Source organism: Rhizobium sp. NZLR11, from assembly GCF_019685115.1.
Lineage (GTDB): Bacteria > Pseudomonadota > Alphaproteobacteria > Rhizobiales > Rhizobiaceae > Rhizobium.
Genome location: NZ_JABDWD010000009.1, coordinates 201,812 through 217,400 on the forward strand (window position 1 = coordinate 201,812; position 15,589 = coordinate 217,400).

17 protein-coding genes are annotated in these 15,589 nt (G+C 61.6%); 8 read left to right on the top strand and 9 right to left on the bottom strand.

Translation table 11 applies throughout. The features are described from left to right. Nucleotides 1-186: 186 nt before the first annotated feature. The gene (locus HJB83_RS17875) at nt 187-1,650 is read left to right on the top strand and encodes a hypothetical protein (RefSeq protein ID WP_221115857.1); all 1,464 of its coding nucleotides are present in this window, start codon (nt 187-189) and stop codon (nt 1,648-1,650) included. 56 nt (nt 1,651-1,706) lie between these two features. Here HJB83_RS17875 and HJB83_RS17880 read toward each other — a convergent pair whose 3' ends face one another. Further along, nucleotides 1,707-2,612 (bottom strand): LysR family transcriptional regulator, encoded by a 906-nt coding sequence (locus HJB83_RS17880; RefSeq protein ID WP_207581282.1) that lies wholly within the window; start codon nt 2,610-2,612, stop codon nt 1,707-1,709. Between the two features lie 118 nt (nt 2,613-2,730). Between HJB83_RS17880 and HJB83_RS17885 the strand changes: the two genes are divergently transcribed. Then, nucleotides 2,731-3,777: an aldo/keto reductase gene (locus HJB83_RS17885; protein WP_221159573.1), complete on the top strand. Its 1,047-nt coding sequence runs from the start codon at nt 2,731-2,733 to the stop codon at nt 3,775-3,777. Between the two features lie 58 nt (nt 3,778-3,835). On the opposite strand, the gene HJB83_RS17890 is transcribed toward HJB83_RS17885, so the two are convergent. The 6 genes from HJB83_RS17890 to lgt all read right to left on the bottom strand — a co-directional run bounded on the left by HJB83_RS17890 (nt 3,836) and on the right by lgt (nt 9,820). Then, entirely contained in the window at nt 3,836-4,768 is a 933-nt protein-coding gene (locus HJB83_RS17890) for a ribose-phosphate pyrophosphokinase (protein ID WP_207581280.1), read from the bottom strand. Nucleotides 4,769-4,873: 105 nt separating this feature from the next. Further along, nucleotides 4,874-5,701, bottom strand: coding sequence for a hypothetical protein (locus tag HJB83_RS17895; protein ID WP_207581279.1), 828 nt, complete (start codon nt 5,699-5,701; stop codon nt 4,874-4,876). Between the two features lie 87 nt (nt 5,702-5,788). Next, the gene (locus HJB83_RS17900) at nt 5,789-6,940 is read right to left on the bottom strand and encodes a Xaa-Pro peptidase family protein (RefSeq protein ID WP_207581278.1); all 1,152 of its coding nucleotides are present in this window, start codon (nt 6,938-6,940) and stop codon (nt 5,789-5,791) included. A 5-nt stretch (nt 6,941-6,945) separates the two neighbouring features. Continuing rightward, nucleotides 6,946-7,740 (bottom strand): peptidoglycan editing factor PgeF, encoded by a 795-nt coding sequence (gene pgeF, locus HJB83_RS17905; RefSeq protein WP_207581277.1) that lies wholly within the window; start codon nt 7,738-7,740, stop codon nt 6,946-6,948. A 111-nt stretch (nt 7,741-7,851) separates the two neighbouring features. Next, nucleotides 7,852-8,952 (bottom strand): class I SAM-dependent methyltransferase, encoded by a 1,101-nt coding sequence (locus tag HJB83_RS17910; RefSeq protein ID WP_207581276.1) that lies wholly within the window; start codon nt 8,950-8,952, stop codon nt 7,852-7,854. Nucleotides 8,953-8,971: 19 nt separating this feature from the next. Further along, the gene (lgt, locus tag HJB83_RS17915) at nt 8,972-9,820 is read right to left on the bottom strand and encodes a prolipoprotein diacylglyceryl transferase (protein WP_207581275.1); all 849 of its coding nucleotides are present in this window, start codon (nt 9,818-9,820) and stop codon (nt 8,972-8,974) included. Between the two features lie 202 nt (nt 9,821-10,022). On the opposite strand from lgt, the gene HJB83_RS17920 reads away from it, so the two are divergent. The 4 genes from HJB83_RS17920 to HJB83_RS17935 all read left to right on the top strand — a co-directional run bounded on the left by HJB83_RS17920 (nt 10,023) and on the right by HJB83_RS17935 (nt 12,458). Beyond that, a complete protein-coding gene (locus HJB83_RS17920; RefSeq protein ID WP_207581274.1) occupies nt 10,023-10,283 on the top strand; it encodes an accessory factor UbiK family protein in 261 nt (86 codons plus the stop codon). A 493-nt stretch (nt 10,284-10,776) separates the two neighbouring features. Continuing rightward, entirely contained in the window at nt 10,777-11,277 is a 501-nt protein-coding gene (locus HJB83_RS17925) for a YbjN domain-containing protein (RefSeq protein WP_207581273.1), read from the top strand. Between the two features lies 1 nt (nt 11,278). Beyond that, nucleotides 11,279-12,106 carry a pyrroline-5-carboxylate reductase gene (gene proC / locus HJB83_RS17930; protein ID WP_207581272.1) on the top strand — a complete coding sequence of 276 codons (828 nt, stop codon included), beginning with the start codon at nt 11,279-11,281 and terminating at the stop codon, nt 12,104-12,106. Nucleotides 12,107-12,116: 10 nt separating this feature from the next. Continuing rightward, nucleotides 12,117-12,458, top strand: a complete 342-nt coding sequence (locus HJB83_RS17935) for a tRNA-binding protein (RefSeq protein WP_207581271.1) — start codon at nt 12,117-12,119, stop codon at nt 12,456-12,458. Nucleotides 12,459-12,520: 62 nt separating this feature from the next. On the opposite strand, the gene HJB83_RS17940 is transcribed toward HJB83_RS17935, so the two are convergent. Further along, nucleotides 12,521-13,165, bottom strand: coding sequence for an MBL fold metallo-hydrolase (locus tag HJB83_RS17940; protein ID WP_207581270.1), 645 nt, complete (start codon nt 13,163-13,165; stop codon nt 12,521-12,523). Nucleotides 13,166-13,452: 287 nt separating this feature from the next. Here HJB83_RS17940 and HJB83_RS17945 point away from each other — a divergent pair, with 287 nt between their 5' ends. Both HJB83_RS17945 and HJB83_RS17950 read left to right on the top strand, forming a co-directional pair. Continuing rightward, nucleotides 13,453-14,070, top strand: coding sequence for a DUF1236 domain-containing protein (locus tag HJB83_RS17945; protein WP_207581269.1), 618 nt, complete (start codon nt 13,453-13,455; stop codon nt 14,068-14,070). A gap of 188 nt (nt 14,071-14,258) precedes the next feature. Beyond that, complete coding sequence (locus tag HJB83_RS17950; protein WP_207581268.1) at nt 14,259-14,528, top strand: hypothetical protein; 270 nt, start codon at nt 14,259-14,261, stop codon at nt 14,526-14,528. A 90-nt stretch (nt 14,529-14,618) separates the two neighbouring features. Here the strand turns inward: HJB83_RS17950 and HJB83_RS17955 are convergent, their stop codons facing one another. Further along, on the bottom strand, nt 14,619-15,509 hold the full coding sequence (locus HJB83_RS17955; RefSeq protein ID WP_207581267.1) for a branched-chain amino acid aminotransferase: 891 nt from the start codon (nt 15,507-15,509) through the stop codon (nt 14,619-14,621). Nucleotides 15,510-15,589: the final 80 nt, after the last annotated feature.

A 15,589-nucleotide genomic window follows, 5' to 3' on the forward strand; every position in this document is an offset into this window, starting at 1 on the left:
GATTGAGGGTGTTTTCCGCTGATATCCGCCCTTCGGCAAGCCGAAACCGCACTCGACATCGAGGCGATGGTATCGACGGTGCCGGAAGCGGCAAAATCGCCATTCCCGGCACAGTCGAGGTTGACATCGGCGCGCTTCACCTCTTTGGATGCCGCATTCAAAAAGCGGCTGAGGAGAAATCGGACTATGCGTCTCAAACTTGTCACGGCAACGAGCTTGCTGGCACTTTGCCTTGTCACTACGGCGCAGAGCGTCGAGATCAACCAGGACGGCGCCGACGCGCTCAAGGGCAACCTGACGAAGCTGCTTCCGAAGGAATTGGCGAAGAGCGGCCTGGTCACCGTCAATCCGGCCGGCACGCGCTACGAGATCATCTACGATCTGGCGAAGCTGCTGACCAAGGTCGATCCGGCGACGTTCACGATCAACGGCCTGGCGCCGTTCTCGACGTTTGCCACACCGCTCGATAGCGGCCTCTGGAACATCGAGGGTGACAACAAATTCAACGTCTCCGGCCATTTCAAGGGCAAGGACGAGAAGCCGACGGATTTCTCCTATTCCATCGCGTCGCTTGTTTACGCTGGTGTCTTCGACCCTGCGATCAGCTATCTGCGCTCCGGCACCTCTACGGCCAAGGACATCAAGCTCACCAGCAAATCCGACACCGACGAAGTCAGCGCCAGCATCGCCAGCATGGACCAGAAGCTGAGTTCGACGGACAGCGCAGGCGGCAACGGGCGTATCGATCTTACGGGCAGCGGCTCGATGTCGACTTTCGTCGAGCAGGTTTCCGGCGCGCAAATGCCGCCCGTTGAAATCCGGGCCGACTCGATCGATGTCGAGGCCAAGGTGAACGGTCTGCCGGTCAAGCAAATCCGCGAGATGGTCTTCTTCATTCTCGATCATGTCGAGGAGAAGGAGTTGAGCCCCGAAAACAGCGGCAAGATCAAGGGAATCCTCAAGGGGGCCTTCCCACTTCTCACCTCGTTCAGTGAGACGATCGGGGTCAACAATCTGACCGTCAACACGCAGATGGGCAATGGCGGCGTCAAGGCGTTCGGCTATAACGTCGCCATGGATGGGCCGAGCGACGCCATGCGTTTCGGCTTCGGCATGAATGCGCAAGACATCAGCCTCGACAGTCCGTTGATGCCGGCAAGCTATTCGGCCTTCATGCCGACCAGCTTCGATCTGCAGCTTGCGGTTCCTAACCTGGATTTCGCAAGTTTTGGCGATGCCTTCATGGCGATGGATTTCAACGACAAGGCGCCGGAGACGAGCGGCGAGGAGATGGGCAAGAAGCTCTTCCGCGACGGCCAGCTTACGGTCGAATTTCCGAAGATCAGCGCCAAGTCGGATGTCTACGATATCGACATGACCGGCAAGATCGAAGGACGCGTCGATAGCCAGAAGGACTATTCGATGGAGGCGACCATCCTTGCCCGCGATCTCGACAAGACGATCGCCGCGGTCCAGGAGCTTGCCAAGACCGATCCCGATCTCAATCAGGTCTCCTTCGGCATCATGATGGTGAAGGGCTTTGCCAAGACCGATGCGGATGGACGCTCGCGCTGGGATATCAGCATCAGCCGCGACGGCGCGATCGCCGTCAACGGGCAGGTGGTCAAGGAAGCGGATCAGCAGCCGTAATCCTACCGGACCGATATTGGGTCTTCGTTCGAAGAGCAGACGCGCCGCCTGGGATATCATCCCTTGCGGCGCATCAGCGTCGACGCCATGTCGAGAAAGGCGCGCAGCTTCGGCTGCGTCTGCGAGCGGGCAGGAAAATAGGCGAAGAGGCCTGGCGAGGTCGGTAGAAAAGCGTCGAGCACACGCTCGAGCCGCCCTGACGCCACCGCCTCGCTGACCGAGATATCCGGCAAATAGACAAGGCCGAGCCCGGCTTCGGCGAACTGGAGCAGCAGCAAGAAATCGTTGACCATCAGACCGCCGGGCGGATCGACCGAGAAGTCGCGCCCGGTGCGCTCGAATTCCCAGCGATAGATGGCGCCCGATGTCGGATAGCGGTAGCGGACCGCTTGATGGCGGGTAAGATCCTCGGGTGTTTCCGGCCTGCCGCATCGGGCGAAATAGTCGGGCGAGCCGACGACCGTCCAGGTGATATCGGATGTCAGCCGCATGGCGATCATGTCCTTTTCGATCGCCTCCCCGATGCGGATGCCGGCGTCGAAGCCGCGTTCGGTGATGTCGATCGCCGCATCGTCGACCGAGATCTCCACTGAAATATCAGGATAGGCTTTGCGGAATCGCGGCAATAGCGGCGTCACGATCAGCGGCACGGCCATGCGCGGCACCGTGAGGCGCAGATGGCCGAGCGGGCGGTCGCGGAAGCCGCCAAGCATGTCGAAGGCGTCGGCGATGTCGGCAGCAGCCGGACGGACGCGCTGAAAGAGTGCCGCACCTGCTTCAGTCAGCGCGACGCGCCGCGTTGTGCGGACAAAGAGCGGCAGGCCGAGCCTCGTCTCAAGCGCCCGAATCGTCTGGCTGACGGCGGTTGGTGTGACGCCGAGCGATGCGGCGGCAGCAGTGAAGCTCCTGGCGTCTGCGACCGCCAGGAATTCGGTCAGTCCGGTAAAGGGATCAGGCGCCATCGGTCGATTATGAAGTTGAGCTTCATAAGCCTTATCGAATTCGCGGATTTTTCGCAATAATCCTTTCTGGCATTGTCTTTCCAGCCGATCACGACAATCCAACGAATGGAGAGATGACATGCGATATACGACCCTTGGCCGGACCGGACTTGCCGTTTCCAGGCTAGCCTTTGGCGCGATGACCTTCACATCGGGCGATCGCAGCATCGGTTCGATCTACAAGACCGATGCCGATGTTGCCGATGCGCTGGTCGGGCAGGCTCTTGATGCCGGCGTCAACTTCTTCGATACGGCCGACGCCTACGCATCCGGTCAGTCGGAAACGATCCTCGGCCAGGTTCTGAAGGCGCGGCGCAACGAGGTGGTAATCGCCACCAAGGTCGGCTTCCGCACCGGTACGCTGCTCGGCCAGGCCGGGCTCTCCCGACGTCACATCCTCTGGTCGATCGAGCAGAGCCTGAAACGGCTCGGAACGGACTGGATCGACGTCTATATCGTCCATAAGGAAGACCCGTTCACGCCACTGGAGGAGACACTTTCGGCGCTCGATGCGGTGGTGCGTTCCGGCAAGGTGCGTTATATCGGCTTTTCCAATTGGTCGGCGTGGAAGGTGGCGGCGGCGCTCGAAATCCAGAAGGCCAACGGGCTCGCCCCCTTCACGCATGGACAAATGTACTACTCGCTGCTCGGCCGCGATGTCGAGCGCGACATGGTTCCAATGCTACAGCGTTACGGTCTTGGGCTGACCGTCTGGAGCCCGCTCGCCTCGGGGTTTCTCTCCGGCAAATACACTCGCGAAACGCTCGGCGATCCGGAAAACCGCTATTCCGGTTTCGATATTCTACCCTTCGACAAGGAACGGGGCTTTGCGCTGGTCGAGCGCATGCGGGCGATCGCGACGGCGCACGGGACGAGCGTCGCGCAGGTGGCGATCGCCTGGCTGCTGGCGACGAAGGCGGTCACCAGCGTGCTGCTCGGGGCTTCGAAGCCGCATCAACTGGCCGACAATCTCGGCGCGGCGGATCTGGTGCTGGATGAAGGGGAACTCGCAGCCCTTGACGCGGCGACCGAGCCGGCGCCGGTCTATCCGAACTGGTTCATCGATAATCTCGTCGATTCACAGCAGAAGGCTGCTTTCAGCCGCTGCGGCAGCATCGCAATTTGAGAAAAGCCGTCTGCATATCATTGCGGACGGCTTCCCCGTGCCGGCAGATAGCTGAATTTCAGTCGAAAAGGCTAGAGACAGACTCTTCCTGGGCCGTTCGGCTGATGGCTTCGCCGATCAGCGGCGCCGTCGTCACGATGCGGATATTGTGGGCCGAGAGCACGGCCGTGGTCGGCTGGATCGAATCCGTGATGACGAGTTCGCGAAGCTTTGAGGACGCGACGCGGGTGACCGCGCCGCCGGAAAGCACGCCGTGGGTGATATAGGCGGTGACGCTGGCTGCGCCCTTGGCCAACATCGCGTCGGCTGCGTTGCAGAGCGTGCCGCCGGAATCGACGATGTCGTCGATCAGCAGGCAGTCCTTGCCGGTGATGTCGCCGATGATGTTCATGACTTCTGAGTCACCCGGCCGATCGCGACGCTTGTCGACGATGGCCAGAAGACAGTCTAGCCGCTTGGCAAGCGCGCGGGCGCGAACCACGCCGCCGACATCAGGCGAGACGACCATGACGTTGCTGAGGTCATAATGGCTCTTGATGTCGCGCGTCAGCACGGGCATGGCGAAGAGATTGTCGGTGGGGATATCGAAGAAGCCCTGGATCTGCCCGGCATGAAGATCGAGCGTCATGACGCGGTCGGCGCCGGCTTCGGTAATGAGGTTTGCAACCAACTTGGCGGAGATCGGTGTGCGGCCTGAAGCACGACGGTCCTGACGCGCATAGCCGAAATAGGGAAGCACTGCGGTGATGCGACGGGCTGAGGAACGACGCATCGCGTCGATCATGATCAGCAGTTCCATCAGGTGGTCATTAGCGGGGAAGGCGGTGGGCTGTACGAGGAAAACGTCCTCGCCGCGCACATTTTCCTGGATTTCCACGAAGATTTCCTGATCGGCAAACCTTCGAACACTGGCTCTCCCCAAGGGAACGTTGAGATAGGTGCAGATCGCTTCGGCGAGTTGCCGGTTCGAATTGCCTGCGAAAACCTTCATTTTGGTCCGCCTGTTATGCGCTGATAGCCGCGCTTTTTAGCCAGCTTCCCCGTGAATGCAAGGGGAAAGGCGCCACAGGCATTCATATTTGCAAAAAGTTTGTGACTAACCGCCCTGCGCCTGCCGCCAGGAAGAGAATTCCGCGATGGTTTTCGAGCCGATCTGCTGCATCACCGAGGCAGGAACGCCCGCCCAGGGGTCGGCCGCCGCCGTCGGCACGCTTTCCTGCCCCTGAATGCGGTGCAGGCGGCCGCCGCCACTGTCGAGGACGTCCCAGACGTAGACCACGGTGACCTTGCCGTCGTCGCTGAAGGCGGAGAGATAGCCTTTGAGAATGTAGTCGCTGCTCGCATCGGTCGAGCTCTTGATGGAAAGGCCGTGCGCGCGGGCCTCGGCGCCAAGCTGGCGCGAAAGCGGCGTCACCGCCTGCACCGGTGCGCCGATGATCGGCAGGAAGCGCACCGTGTTGCCCCGGCCAGAGGAGGCGCGGGCGTTGAGAGCGGCGGTCTGTTGCGGCTGTTGCGTCTCGGCCGGTTGCTGCGTCGACTGTGCGGGAAGTTGTTGTCCGTTGGAAGCCGGCGGTGGCAGCGATTGCCCCTCGATCGGAGCGGAGGCGGCGGGCGAGGAGCTGCTTCGCGACAGGGCGTCTGCCTGCTCCTGCATTGTCGTCGGCGGTGCGCCGGTGCCCGCCCGATAGGCCTGCTGCGACTGATCATAGGCTGGATGGTAGGTGCGCGGCTGCGAATTTCCGGCGAAGACCCGTTGGCGGGAGCCCGCCAGATCCTCGGCCTCGCTCTGCGTCACCGGACTCGACGACGCGCGCGCGGAAGAATCGCCGATATCGACCTGCGGTGTCAGCGCATCGGTGGTATTGCAGGCGGTCAGCAGCGCCGTTACGACCAGGAGCGTGGGCACAATCGCAGCTCGCGTCATCCCTTGATCCGTCCTTCCCATCGCATCAGCCCCGTCCGAATTTATGCGGGCGGGGGCGGGCGTCTGTCAATTCCGGATTCTCAAGGGTCAAAGACCGATGAAATCGAGCGGATGGCGGGACAGCGCGCGCGGCGCATCCGCCGTCGTCAGATAGGTCTGGCCAAGCGTCATCGCGGTGCCCGTGTCGGAATCGGCGATGATCATGTGCACGAAGAGCGACATGTTCGGCTCGATCGGTTGCGGATTGCCGACATGGAACATCTGGTGCTCCATCCAGGAGGGCGAGAAGCGGGCGCCGAGCGAATAACCGCAGGCATTCAGCCGGTGGCGGGCGAGGCCGCGCTCGTCCATGATCCTGGCATGCATGTCGAAGACATCGCCGAAGGTGTAGCCGGGCTTCAGGACGGTCTCAATCGCCTCGATGGTTTCACGGCAGGCATTATAGAGCTCGCGGTGGCGTTGCATCGGCTCGCCGATGACGATCGTGCGCATCATGGCCGCATGGTAATGGGCGTAAGCGCCTGCCCATTCGAGCGTCAGCTGGTCGCTGGCGTCGAGCTTGCGGCGGCCAGCCTTGTAACGGCAAAGCAGGGCATCGGCGCCGGAGCCGATGATGAACTCGTTGGCGGGATAGTCACCGCCGCCGGAAAAGATCGCGCCCTGCATGGCGGCGAGGATATCAGCCTCGTCGGCGCCGGGTTTTGTCAGCCGGATCGCGGCATCGAGCGCATCGTCGGCGAGGATGGCGGCACGCTCGACATAGGCGACCTCAGTCGGGCTTTTGACGAGGCGCAGCCGACTGACGAGGTAGGAAGCGTCGACAATCTGGCCGAAGGTGGTCAGTTGCGCATCGAGCAGGCGGGCGACGCGGCCGGTCATGCCGTGCGTATCATATTCGACACCGATGCGGGCGCCGAGCAGGTCCATCTCGACCAGCAGGTTCTTCAGGTCGAGCGTCGGATCGGCGTTGATCCGGTCCACCCAGATATGGATGTCCTCGAGGATCGAGGTATGCCTGGCCTGGCGAAGATCGGCCGAGCGGGTGATCAGCGCCATGGTGCCGTCGCTCTTGACGATCATCGTCTGGAAGAAGCAGTAGCCGAAGGTGTCGTAGCCGGTCAGCCAGTACATGCTTTCCTGAGCGAAGAGCAGCAGGGCGTCGAGCTTCTCTTCCTTCATTTTCTCGGTGAGGCGCGCAAGCCGGCTTGCGAATTCGGCCTTTTCGAAGTGCAGTGCCATTCTGCTCACGTCTCCCTGATTGATATCGCGGAAATCTGGCGGCCGTAATCCGGCTCCTTGCGATGTGTCGTCCTGCGGTAGGAAAAGAAGCGCTCGCTGTCCGGATAGGTGCAAAGGCCGAGGTTTTCGGTCCGCACGCCGGCTTTCGTCAACCGGTCGACGGTCAGCGCCGGCAGATCGAACATGGCGTGGCTGGGCGTTGCCGAAGGCGCGAAGAAACGTTGGTAATCCGGGTTCTCGGCGATGAAGCGCTCGATGAATTCCGGGCCGACCTCATAGCTTGTCTGGCTGATCGAGGGGCCGAGGCAGGCGACAATATGCGTGCGGTCCGCCCCCAGCGCCTCCATGGCGGCGATGGTGTTTTCGAGCACGCCCGTCAGCGCGCCCTTCCAGCCGGCATGGGCAGCGCCGACGACGCGATTGTCCGGGTCGGCGAACAGGATCGGGCCGCAATCGGCGGCAAGCACGCCAAGCGCGATGCCAGGGGTGCGCGTCACCATCGCATCCGCATCGGGGCGGGCGCCGTCGTAATCGGCGTCGACCGTCACGACGTCTGGGGAATGGACCTGATGCACGGTCGCCAGCCGCTCGACCGGCAGGCTGAACCAGGCGGCGACGCGGCGGCGGTTTTCCAGGACCTTGTCGCGTTCGTCACTGGAGCCGAGGCCGACATTGAGGCCTCGATAAAGCCCTTCGGAAACGCCGCCGGCCCGGGTGAAATAACCGTGGCGAATAGTGGCGCCCGCCGCTTCGTTCAGCAGCGCGCTTTCGATCGGTGCGGGAGAAGCCGCGTCCTGCATCTGTGATTCCGGGGTTTTTTAAGGGGTTTGTTATTATCCCAAGCGCATCGCACAGGCGGCGCGCTTCAAGTTCTTGTTCGCGCGGATGTTGAACCAGCCGCGGGCGCCCTGTCAATCCACCGGACGAAAGGGCATGAGGTCGACTGCGGGATGAGAGACCGCCATCACCTTGAAGAGTTCGCCCATCCGGCCTTCACCGGCTCCGGCGAGCCGTTCCACTGCCGTCTGGATGACTTGCTGGGTTTGCGGTTCGCGGTCGTGGCCGAGGGCAGCGGCACGTTCGAGGATGCCGAGGCCGCTCAGAAAATCACCCTGATGCAGGGCGCCGTTCAAATGGACGCCGACCGCAAGCGCCGTTTCGGCGAGCTGTTGAAAGTCGACATGGCTCGTCAGATCTGCTTCACCGGGATGGGCGAGCGGCGGGTCGAATTCATGCATACGCACGGCCTGCAGCGTATCGCCGAAGCCGGTTACGAGATGGCCATAGTCGATCGCGAGCGCTGTTCCGCCGAAGGCGCGCAGCCGCTCGCAGATTGCCATCATCACAGCCTGGCGGGCAGGCGAGATCTCGAAGAGCGTGCCGAGCGGCAGGTTCTGCACCAGTTCGGGGAGAAGTGCCGGATCGAGGCCGGCGACGCCGGCGGCGAAGGTCAGCGCGCCATCGGCATCAATGCCGATCATGCGCTCGCGGAAACCCGTCGGCATGCGGACGAACTGGCGGATCGGGATAGCGTCGAACAATTCGTTGGCGGCTATCAGCGTGAAGCCTGATGGCACTTCGTCGAAGCCGTCGTGCCAGGCGATTTTTCCGGCGTAGGCTTCGAGCGTCTGGCTCTGGACGTCGCGCAGGCGTTCGCTGGTTTCGACGAGATGCACGGTCATCGCGTCGAAAAGCGGCGGGGCGATGCGGGAGATGACGCGCAGCATATCGGCCATCATGGTGCCGCGACCGGGGCCGATCTCGACGAGGCGGACGCCCGTCGGGGCGCCGTGACGTTGCCAGGCATGCACGATGAAGACGCCGATCATTTCGCCGAAGATCTGGCTGACCTCGGGCGCGGTAACGAAATCACCCGAACGGCCGAAGGGCTCGCGGGTGCGATAATAGCCGTGTTCGGGATCGGCCAGGCAGAGCGAGAAATAATCGGTGACGCTGATCGGGCCGTTGGCCTGGATGATCGCCTTGATCTTTTCGCCTAGAGCGGTGGTCATGTCGCGCGTCCTGCCGTTTTCAGAGCTGCAGCGCAGCCTGGCGGCGTGCCCGCAGCATCGCCCAGAGGCCAAGCAGGATCATCGGGAACGAGAGCACCATGCCCATGGTCAGCCAGTTCGTGCCTAGGAGGTAACCGAGCTGGGCGTCAGGCTCGCGGAAAAATTCGACGAAGATGCGCGACAGCGCATAACCGCAGACGAAGACACCGGTGATGAAGCCGGGGCTTTTCAGCGCGCGCATGCCGTAAACGAGAGCGGCCAGCACCAGCAGGAGAACGATGCCTTCGAGGCCGGCTTCGTAAAGCTGGCTTGGGTGGCGGGCGAATGGACCGCCGCTCGGGAAGACCACAGCCCAGGGCACGTCGGTCAACCGGCCCCAGAGCTCGCCATTGATGAAATTGGCGATGCGGCCGAAGAAGAGGCCGAAGGGAACGACGGTGGCGACGATGTCGAACAGGCTCCAGATCGGGATAGCGTTGCGGCGGGCAAACAAGATCATGGCGATCGTCGTGCCGGTGAGGCCGCCATGGAAGGACATGCCGCCGTTCCAAATCTCGAGTGCACGGATAGGACTGCGCAGGACGGCGGGGAGATCATAGAAGAAAATATAGCCGAGACGACCGCCGAGGACGACGCCAAGTGCCGCCCAGACGATGAAATCGTCAAGCTGCGTCCTTGACATCGGCGAGACATTGCCCAGCCAGAGTCCATCATTGGCGGCGAGGCGGCGCGCATAGGCCCAGCCGAGCAGGATGCCGGCGACATAAGCAAGACCGTACCAATGAATCGCCAGCGGGCCGACCGAAAAGGCAATCGGATCGATGTCAGGGAAAGGCATGATGGCAAGGAGATTGGCTGCTGTCGGCAAGGTTTTCCCACCTGTTTGTTTGCGCGGAACATGCCGCTGCGATCCCGGACGGTCAAGTCCATTGTTCGTGATGGCCCTTCCGCAGCCGGTTCAGGCACGCTTATCCCATGCAAAGCGCTTGCATCGCGGCTGGCGAAGCCCTACCTCAATCTTTGAGGCCCCGAAGGGCTGAATTCACCTCATGCGAAGGGAGAAAACCGCCATGACGACCGGAACGAACCGCATCATGGACGAATTCGCCAAGCTGATGACCGATGCGGCTGGCGCCGCCCAGGGCGTCCGCAAGGAGATCGAGACCGCCTTCAACGCTCAGGCGGAGCGCTGGCTGAATAGCATGGATATCGTCAAGCGCGAGGAGTTCGAGGCGGTGCGCGAGATGGCGATCAAGGCGCGCGACGAGAACGAGGCGCTTACCGCCCGCATCGCGGCACTCGAGGCGAGGCTTGCCGGCGAGGGTCACTAAGGCGTCGCGATCTTTCAGATTCGCTTCCTGCGCTTTAGGTCTCTGTTTTTTCGCATGTCGTAACCGCAAAGCCGCTGAACACTTTTGCGCGACATGCTTCAAAGTCCCGACATGAAGCAGATGCGGCAGCCGCCTTCATTGCAGATGCCGCATGTGCCACAAAAAAATCAGGTGAATTTTCCGCCTGTGGACACTGCCAAAAAAGCCAATTCGCAGAGTCGCTTATTCTCCCTTCTGAATTGAGTTTCGAAGAGCTTTCCACAGTCGCCCGGTCCTATTTTCCCCCCAGGGGGCTGGCAGGGGGCAGGTGGCATTATACACTGATTTTAAATGATGATTCGAAGCGACTTGGTAAGCTCCGGGCAGGTTATCTGCGTTACGTCTGGCAGCGGTTCAACGATCATCCGAGTGGTGGTTTCCGGTATTTGCGTGTGTCTTTCTTGTGTTCATACATCAAGTTAGGTCGCATTCGTTCCGGTCAAGAAGGTGCTGCATGAACCTGATGGAATTGGAAGTTGAGCGTCAGTCGAACCCGGTCGACATGATCGAGTACGTTGCCTCCCACAACGACTGGTCGTTCGAACGGTCCGGCGAGGACGAGATCGCGATGACGGTCGAGGGGCGCTGGACGGACTATCACGTCTCCTTCTCCTGGATGGAGGAATTCGAAGCGCTGCACCTTGGCTGCGCCTTCGATATCAAAGTTCCCGACATCAGGGTCAACGAGGTGGTCAAGCTGCTCTCGGCGATCAATGGGCAGGTGCTGATGGGGCATTTCGACCTCTGGCGCCAGGAAGATGTCGTCATTTTCCGCCAATCGCTGCTGCTTGCCGGTGGCGCGGAACCCACAAATCGCCAGGTCGAGGTGCTGCTTTCCAGCGCGCTCGACACCTGCGAAGCCTATTTCCAGGCATTCCAGTTCGTCGTATGGTCCGGCATGGAAGCGACGAAAGCGATGGAAGCCGTGCTGTTCGAAACAGTCGGCGAGGCATAAGATGCCCGCGAACCTTGTCTCCTCGACAAATCCCGTCGTCCTGATCGGCGCCGGAAATATGGGCGGGGCAATGCTCTCCGGCTGGCTGAAAAGCGGCGTTCCGGGCTCGGCCGTCATTGTCGTCGATCCCGGCCCGTCGGTGGCGATGCTGGCGACAATCAACGAGGCCGGCGCGACCCATGTGATCGCGCCTCCGGCGGATTTGAAGGCAAGCGTGCTGTTTCTCGCGGTCAAGCCGCAGGTAATGGAGACGGTGTTGCCGGCGGTTAAGAGCGCCGTCGGACCGGATACGGTCGTGGTCTCGGTCGCGGCCGGCAAGACGCTCGGTTTCCTCGAAAGGCATCTGGGCAAAGCCGCCATGGTGCGAGCTATGCCAAACACGCCGGCCATGGTCGGGCGCGGCGTTACCGGCGCCTTTGCCAATTCAGGGGTCAGCAATCAGCAGCGAGAGCGTGTTCATTCGCTTCTCAGCGTCTCGGGGCCTGTGGAATGGGTGCCTGCAGAGGCCGATATCGATGCCGTGACGGCGCTTTCGGGCAGCGGTCCTGCCTATGTGTTCTATCTCGTCGAATGTATGGCGGAAGCAGGCCGTAAACTCGGCTTGCAGGCGGACCTCGCCATGCGTCTTGCGCGGGAAACAGTCGCGGGGGCTGGTGAACTCTTGCACCAGTCCCCCGACGACGCTTCGCGGCTACGGCAAAATGTGACCTCTCCCGGCGGCACGACGGCGGCGGCACTCGCCGTGTTGATGTCCGAAAACGGCATGCAGCCTCTGTTCGACGCAGCACTGGCGGCGGCGCGCAAGCGGGCCGAAGAGCTGGCCGGCTGACGGAGACGATATGGCCGAAGAGATCACCTACGCCGATTTCGAGCGTGTCGACATCCGTATCGGTACGATCGTCGAGGCCAGTCCCTTTCCGGAAGCGCGAAAGCCGGCATTCAAGCTGGCGATCGATTTTGGTCCCGAGATCGGCACGAAAAAATCCTCAGCGCAGATCACCGTGCATTACACGCCGGAAAGCCTGATCGGCCGGCAGGTGTTCGGCGTCGTCAATTTCCCGCCACGCCAGATCGGGCCGTTCCGCTCGGAAGTGCTGACGCTGGGCTTCGAGGACGAGAGCGGCGCGATCGTGCTTGCTTCCGTCGAACGGCCGGTGCCGAACGGTAGCAAGATGATGTGACCGTGAGCTCACACCGTTTTATCGGCTTTTCGTCCGATGCGCTCGCCCGGATCTTCACCGGCTCAAATACCCTTTAGAAATGGATTGCTTCGCCGTTCGTCGCCGATGCGGCTGCCGGGGCCGTGGCCGCAGATGAAGCCGACGTCGTCGCCGAGTGGCAGCACCTTGTCGCGGATCGAATCGAGAAGCTGCTGATGATTGCCGCCCGGCAGGTCGGTGCGGCCGATCGAACCGTTGAAGAGCACGTCGCCGAGGTGGGCGAAATTCTGCACCCGGTTGAAATAGATGACATGGCCGGGGGCGTGGCCGGGCGTGTGGTAGACCTCGAATTCGTGGGCACCGAACGCGATCTTGTCGCCATCCTTCAGCCAGCGGTCGGGCAGGGTGTTGCGCAATCCCGATATGCCGTATTTTTCGGCCTGGGTCTCGATCCGCTGCAGCAGCGGCAAGTCGTCCTGATGCGGGCCGACAACGTCGATGCCGAGGGCCTCCTTCAACTCGGTGGCACCGCCGGCATGGTCGAGATGGCCATGCGTCAGCCAGATTTCCTTGATGACCAAACCGTTCTCCGCGATCGATTGCAGGATGAGCGGCACATCGCCGCCCGGATCGACGACGACGCCTTCCTTGGTGTCTGCATCGAAGAAGATCGTGCAGTTCTGTTGGAAGGGTGTCACCGGAATAATGCCGGCCTGGAGCATGCCCATAACTGCCTCGCTTGGTGTCTCGGATGCTCAGGGTATAGTCCGAAACCGTGCGAAGGACAGCCGGAATCTTCTGCCTTAGAGGCGCGTATCACGGCAAAAAGACGCGCTGAAACAAGAATTTATGGATCTCCACCCTGTCGCTGGATGTCATTAAAATCGAATTTTATCCCGAAAATTCAATTGCTTGCCTGAAGCCGCCTGAGCGTAGCGCTTTGCACTGCGGAGCGCATGGGAACATCGTGGAATGCCGCGCGTTGTCAGCCCATCGAAACTAAGGAGACGCTCACATGACCTTGAAGAGAAACATTCTGCTGGCGGGGGCCGTGCTCCTGGCGACCGCTGGCCTTGCGCAGGCGGAGATGACGGCGACGACCGTCAACGATCTCAACGTCCGCGCCGGCCCCGGCCCGCAATATCCGGCAGTTGGTCTTGCCACGCGCGGCTCGACCGCGGTGCTTGATGGCTGCATCGAAGGCAGCCGCTGGTGCCGTGTCGACGTCAACGGCATGCGCGGCTGGGTCTATGCCGATTATCTACAGGTCGACCAAGGCGGCAGCCAGGTCATCGTCGAGCAGCACCGCGCCGAGATCGGCGTTCCCGTCGTGACCTACGAGTCGACCGCCAGTGTCGTCCCAGTTGATCCGCAGCCGGCGCCGGGCGACGAGTTGCTCGGCCCGGTCGGGGCTGTCGAGACCATCACTCCGCCCGAAACGGTCCGCACCTATATCGACACCAATCCCGGCCAGACGGTGCAGCTCGGCGGCGATGTCGTCGTCGGCGCCGAAGTCCCTGGCGACGTCACCTTCCAGACGATCCCGGATTATGGGTACCGTTATACGAGGATCAACGATCGGCCGGTGCTGGTCGATCCCGGTACACGCCGGATCGTCTACGTTTATCAGTGATGTAATCGGCAAAATACAACGGGGCGGTCGGCTGGCCGCCTCGTTTCCAGCCCCTTCTGCTTCATCCCTTGCCTCCCGCATGGGTTGATTTTTTCTTAACGCTTTCCTCCTGAATATGATAAAATGCTAACATGCCGAAGGTTCGGCATATAAACGGCGATCGGGGAGATCGCCAGAGGAGGAAAGTCATGGAAGCCCTACTTCCGCTCGTCACACAGTTGATTGCCGGCGCCATCGGCGGCAATGCCGCGAGCGCCGCCTTAAAGCAGAACGCGATTAACGTCGTCGCCCGTACGATCGCAGGCGCGATCGGCGGTGTCGCCGGCGGCATGCTGCTCAGCATGGTCGGTGGGGAAGCGGCTATGACCGGCCTGATCGCCGACGGCATCGGCGGATTGATTGGCGGCGGCATTCTCTCGACGCTCGCCGGACTGGTCATGGCACGGGCGCATCGGTAAATGCCCGGCCGGCGTTCAGCTCAGCGCCGCGCCTTTTCAGCCGTGCGGCGCCGTAACGCTTTGAATTGCCGGGCGATCGCGTGAAGGATCTTATCCGGCAGCGACTGCCGCCGGATAGACGTCCTTCATGTAGTCGTTCATCAGCGTCTCGGAAATCACCGACGGCGTGAAGCGATGCGGGCCGATCTCGGAAACTGGGGTCACCTCAGCAGCCGAGCCGGTGAGGAAACACTCGCTGAAGCCGGGGAGCTCTTCCGGCAGGATCGCGCGTTCGATGACCTCGATGCTGCGGCGTTTGGCGAGTTCAATGACGGTCTGGCGGGTGATGCCGTTCAGGAAGCAATCCGGGGTCGGCGTGTGAATGACGCCATCCTTGATGAAGAAGATGTTGGGGCCTGTCGCTTCGGCGACCTGGCCGCGATAATCGAGCATCATTGCATCGGCATAGCCCTTGGCTTCGGCGGCGTGCTTGGAAATGGTGCAGATCATGTAGAGACCGGCAGCCTTGGAGGCGCAAGGCGCAGTCTTCGGATCGGGACGACGGTATTCGGCGATATCGAGGCGGATGCCCTTCAGCTTCTCGGTCGGATTGAAATAGCTGCCCCATTGCCAGATGGCGATGGCGACATTGATGCGATTGGCCTGCGCCGAAACGCCCATCATCTCACTGCCGCGCCAGGCGATCGGCCTGACATAGGCATCTTGGAAACCCTGGCGCTTCAAGAGCTCGACGGTCGCCGCGTCGAGTTCCTCGACGGAGTAGGGCACATTGAAGCCGAGGATCTCGGCGGATCTGTGCAGGCGCTGGTTATGTTCGGTGAGCTTGAACACCTGGCCGCCATAGGCGCGCTCGCCCTCGAAGACGGCGCTGGCATAATGCAGGCCGTGCGTCAACACGTGGATCTTGCCGTCCTTCCAGGCGACAAACTCGCCGTTGAACCATATTTCGCCGTCCAGCTGGTCGAAAGGAACTGAAGCCATCCCTAGTCTCCTCCGGCGCTTCAAGCGCCATGCCTGTTGATTGTTGTCCCCATTACGTTTTATCCACAGACGCAAGGGGA

Coding starts and splice junctions, on each gene's coding strand:
- HJB83_RS17875 (WP_221115857.1), top strand. CDS start 187: ATGCGTCTCAAACTTGTCACGGCAACGAGCTTGCTGGCACTTTGCCTT.
- HJB83_RS17900 (WP_207581278.1), bottom strand. CDS start 6,940: ATGGCACTGCACTTCGAAAAGGCCGAATTCGCAAGCCGGCTTGCGCGC.
- HJB83_RS17885 (WP_221159573.1), top strand. CDS start 2,731: ATGCGATATACGACCCTTGGCCGGACCGGACTTGCCGTTTCCAGGCTA.
- HJB83_RS17925 (WP_207581273.1), top strand. CDS start 10,777: ATGAACCTGATGGAATTGGAAGTTGAGCGTCAGTCGAACCCGGTCGAC.
- HJB83_RS17950 (WP_207581268.1), top strand. CDS start 14,259: ATGGAAGCCCTACTTCCGCTCGTCACACAGTTGATTGCCGGCGCCATC.
- HJB83_RS17920 (WP_207581274.1), top strand. CDS start 10,023: ATGACGACCGGAACGAACCGCATCATGGACGAATTCGCCAAGCTGATG.
- pgeF (WP_207581277.1), bottom strand. CDS start 7,740: ATGCAGGACGCGGCTTCTCCCGCACCGATCGAAAGCGCGCTGCTGAAC.
- HJB83_RS17890 (WP_207581280.1), bottom strand. CDS start 4,768: ATGAAGGTTTTCGCAGGCAATTCGAACCGGCAACTCGCCGAAGCGATC.
- HJB83_RS17940 (WP_207581270.1), bottom strand. CDS start 13,165: ATGGGCATGCTCCAGGCCGGCATTATTCCGGTGACACCCTTCCAACAG.
- HJB83_RS17910 (WP_207581276.1), bottom strand. CDS start 8,952: ATGACCACCGCTCTAGGCGAAAAGATCAAGGCGATCATCCAGGCCAAC.
- HJB83_RS17945 (WP_207581269.1), top strand. CDS start 13,453: ATGACCTTGAAGAGAAACATTCTGCTGGCGGGGGCCGTGCTCCTGGCG.
- HJB83_RS17935 (WP_207581271.1), top strand. CDS start 12,117: ATGGCCGAAGAGATCACCTACGCCGATTTCGAGCGTGTCGACATCCGT.
- HJB83_RS17895 (WP_207581279.1), bottom strand. CDS start 5,701: ATGACGCGAGCTGCGATTGTGCCCACGCTCCTGGTCGTAACGGCGCTG.
- HJB83_RS17955 (WP_207581267.1), bottom strand. CDS start 15,509: ATGGCTTCAGTTCCTTTCGACCAGCTGGACGGCGAAATATGGTTCAAC.
- proC (WP_207581272.1), top strand. CDS start 11,279: ATGCCCGCGAACCTTGTCTCCTCGACAAATCCCGTCGTCCTGATCGGC.
- HJB83_RS17880 (WP_207581282.1), bottom strand. CDS start 2,612: ATGGCGCCTGATCCCTTTACCGGACTGACCGAATTCCTGGCGGTCGCA.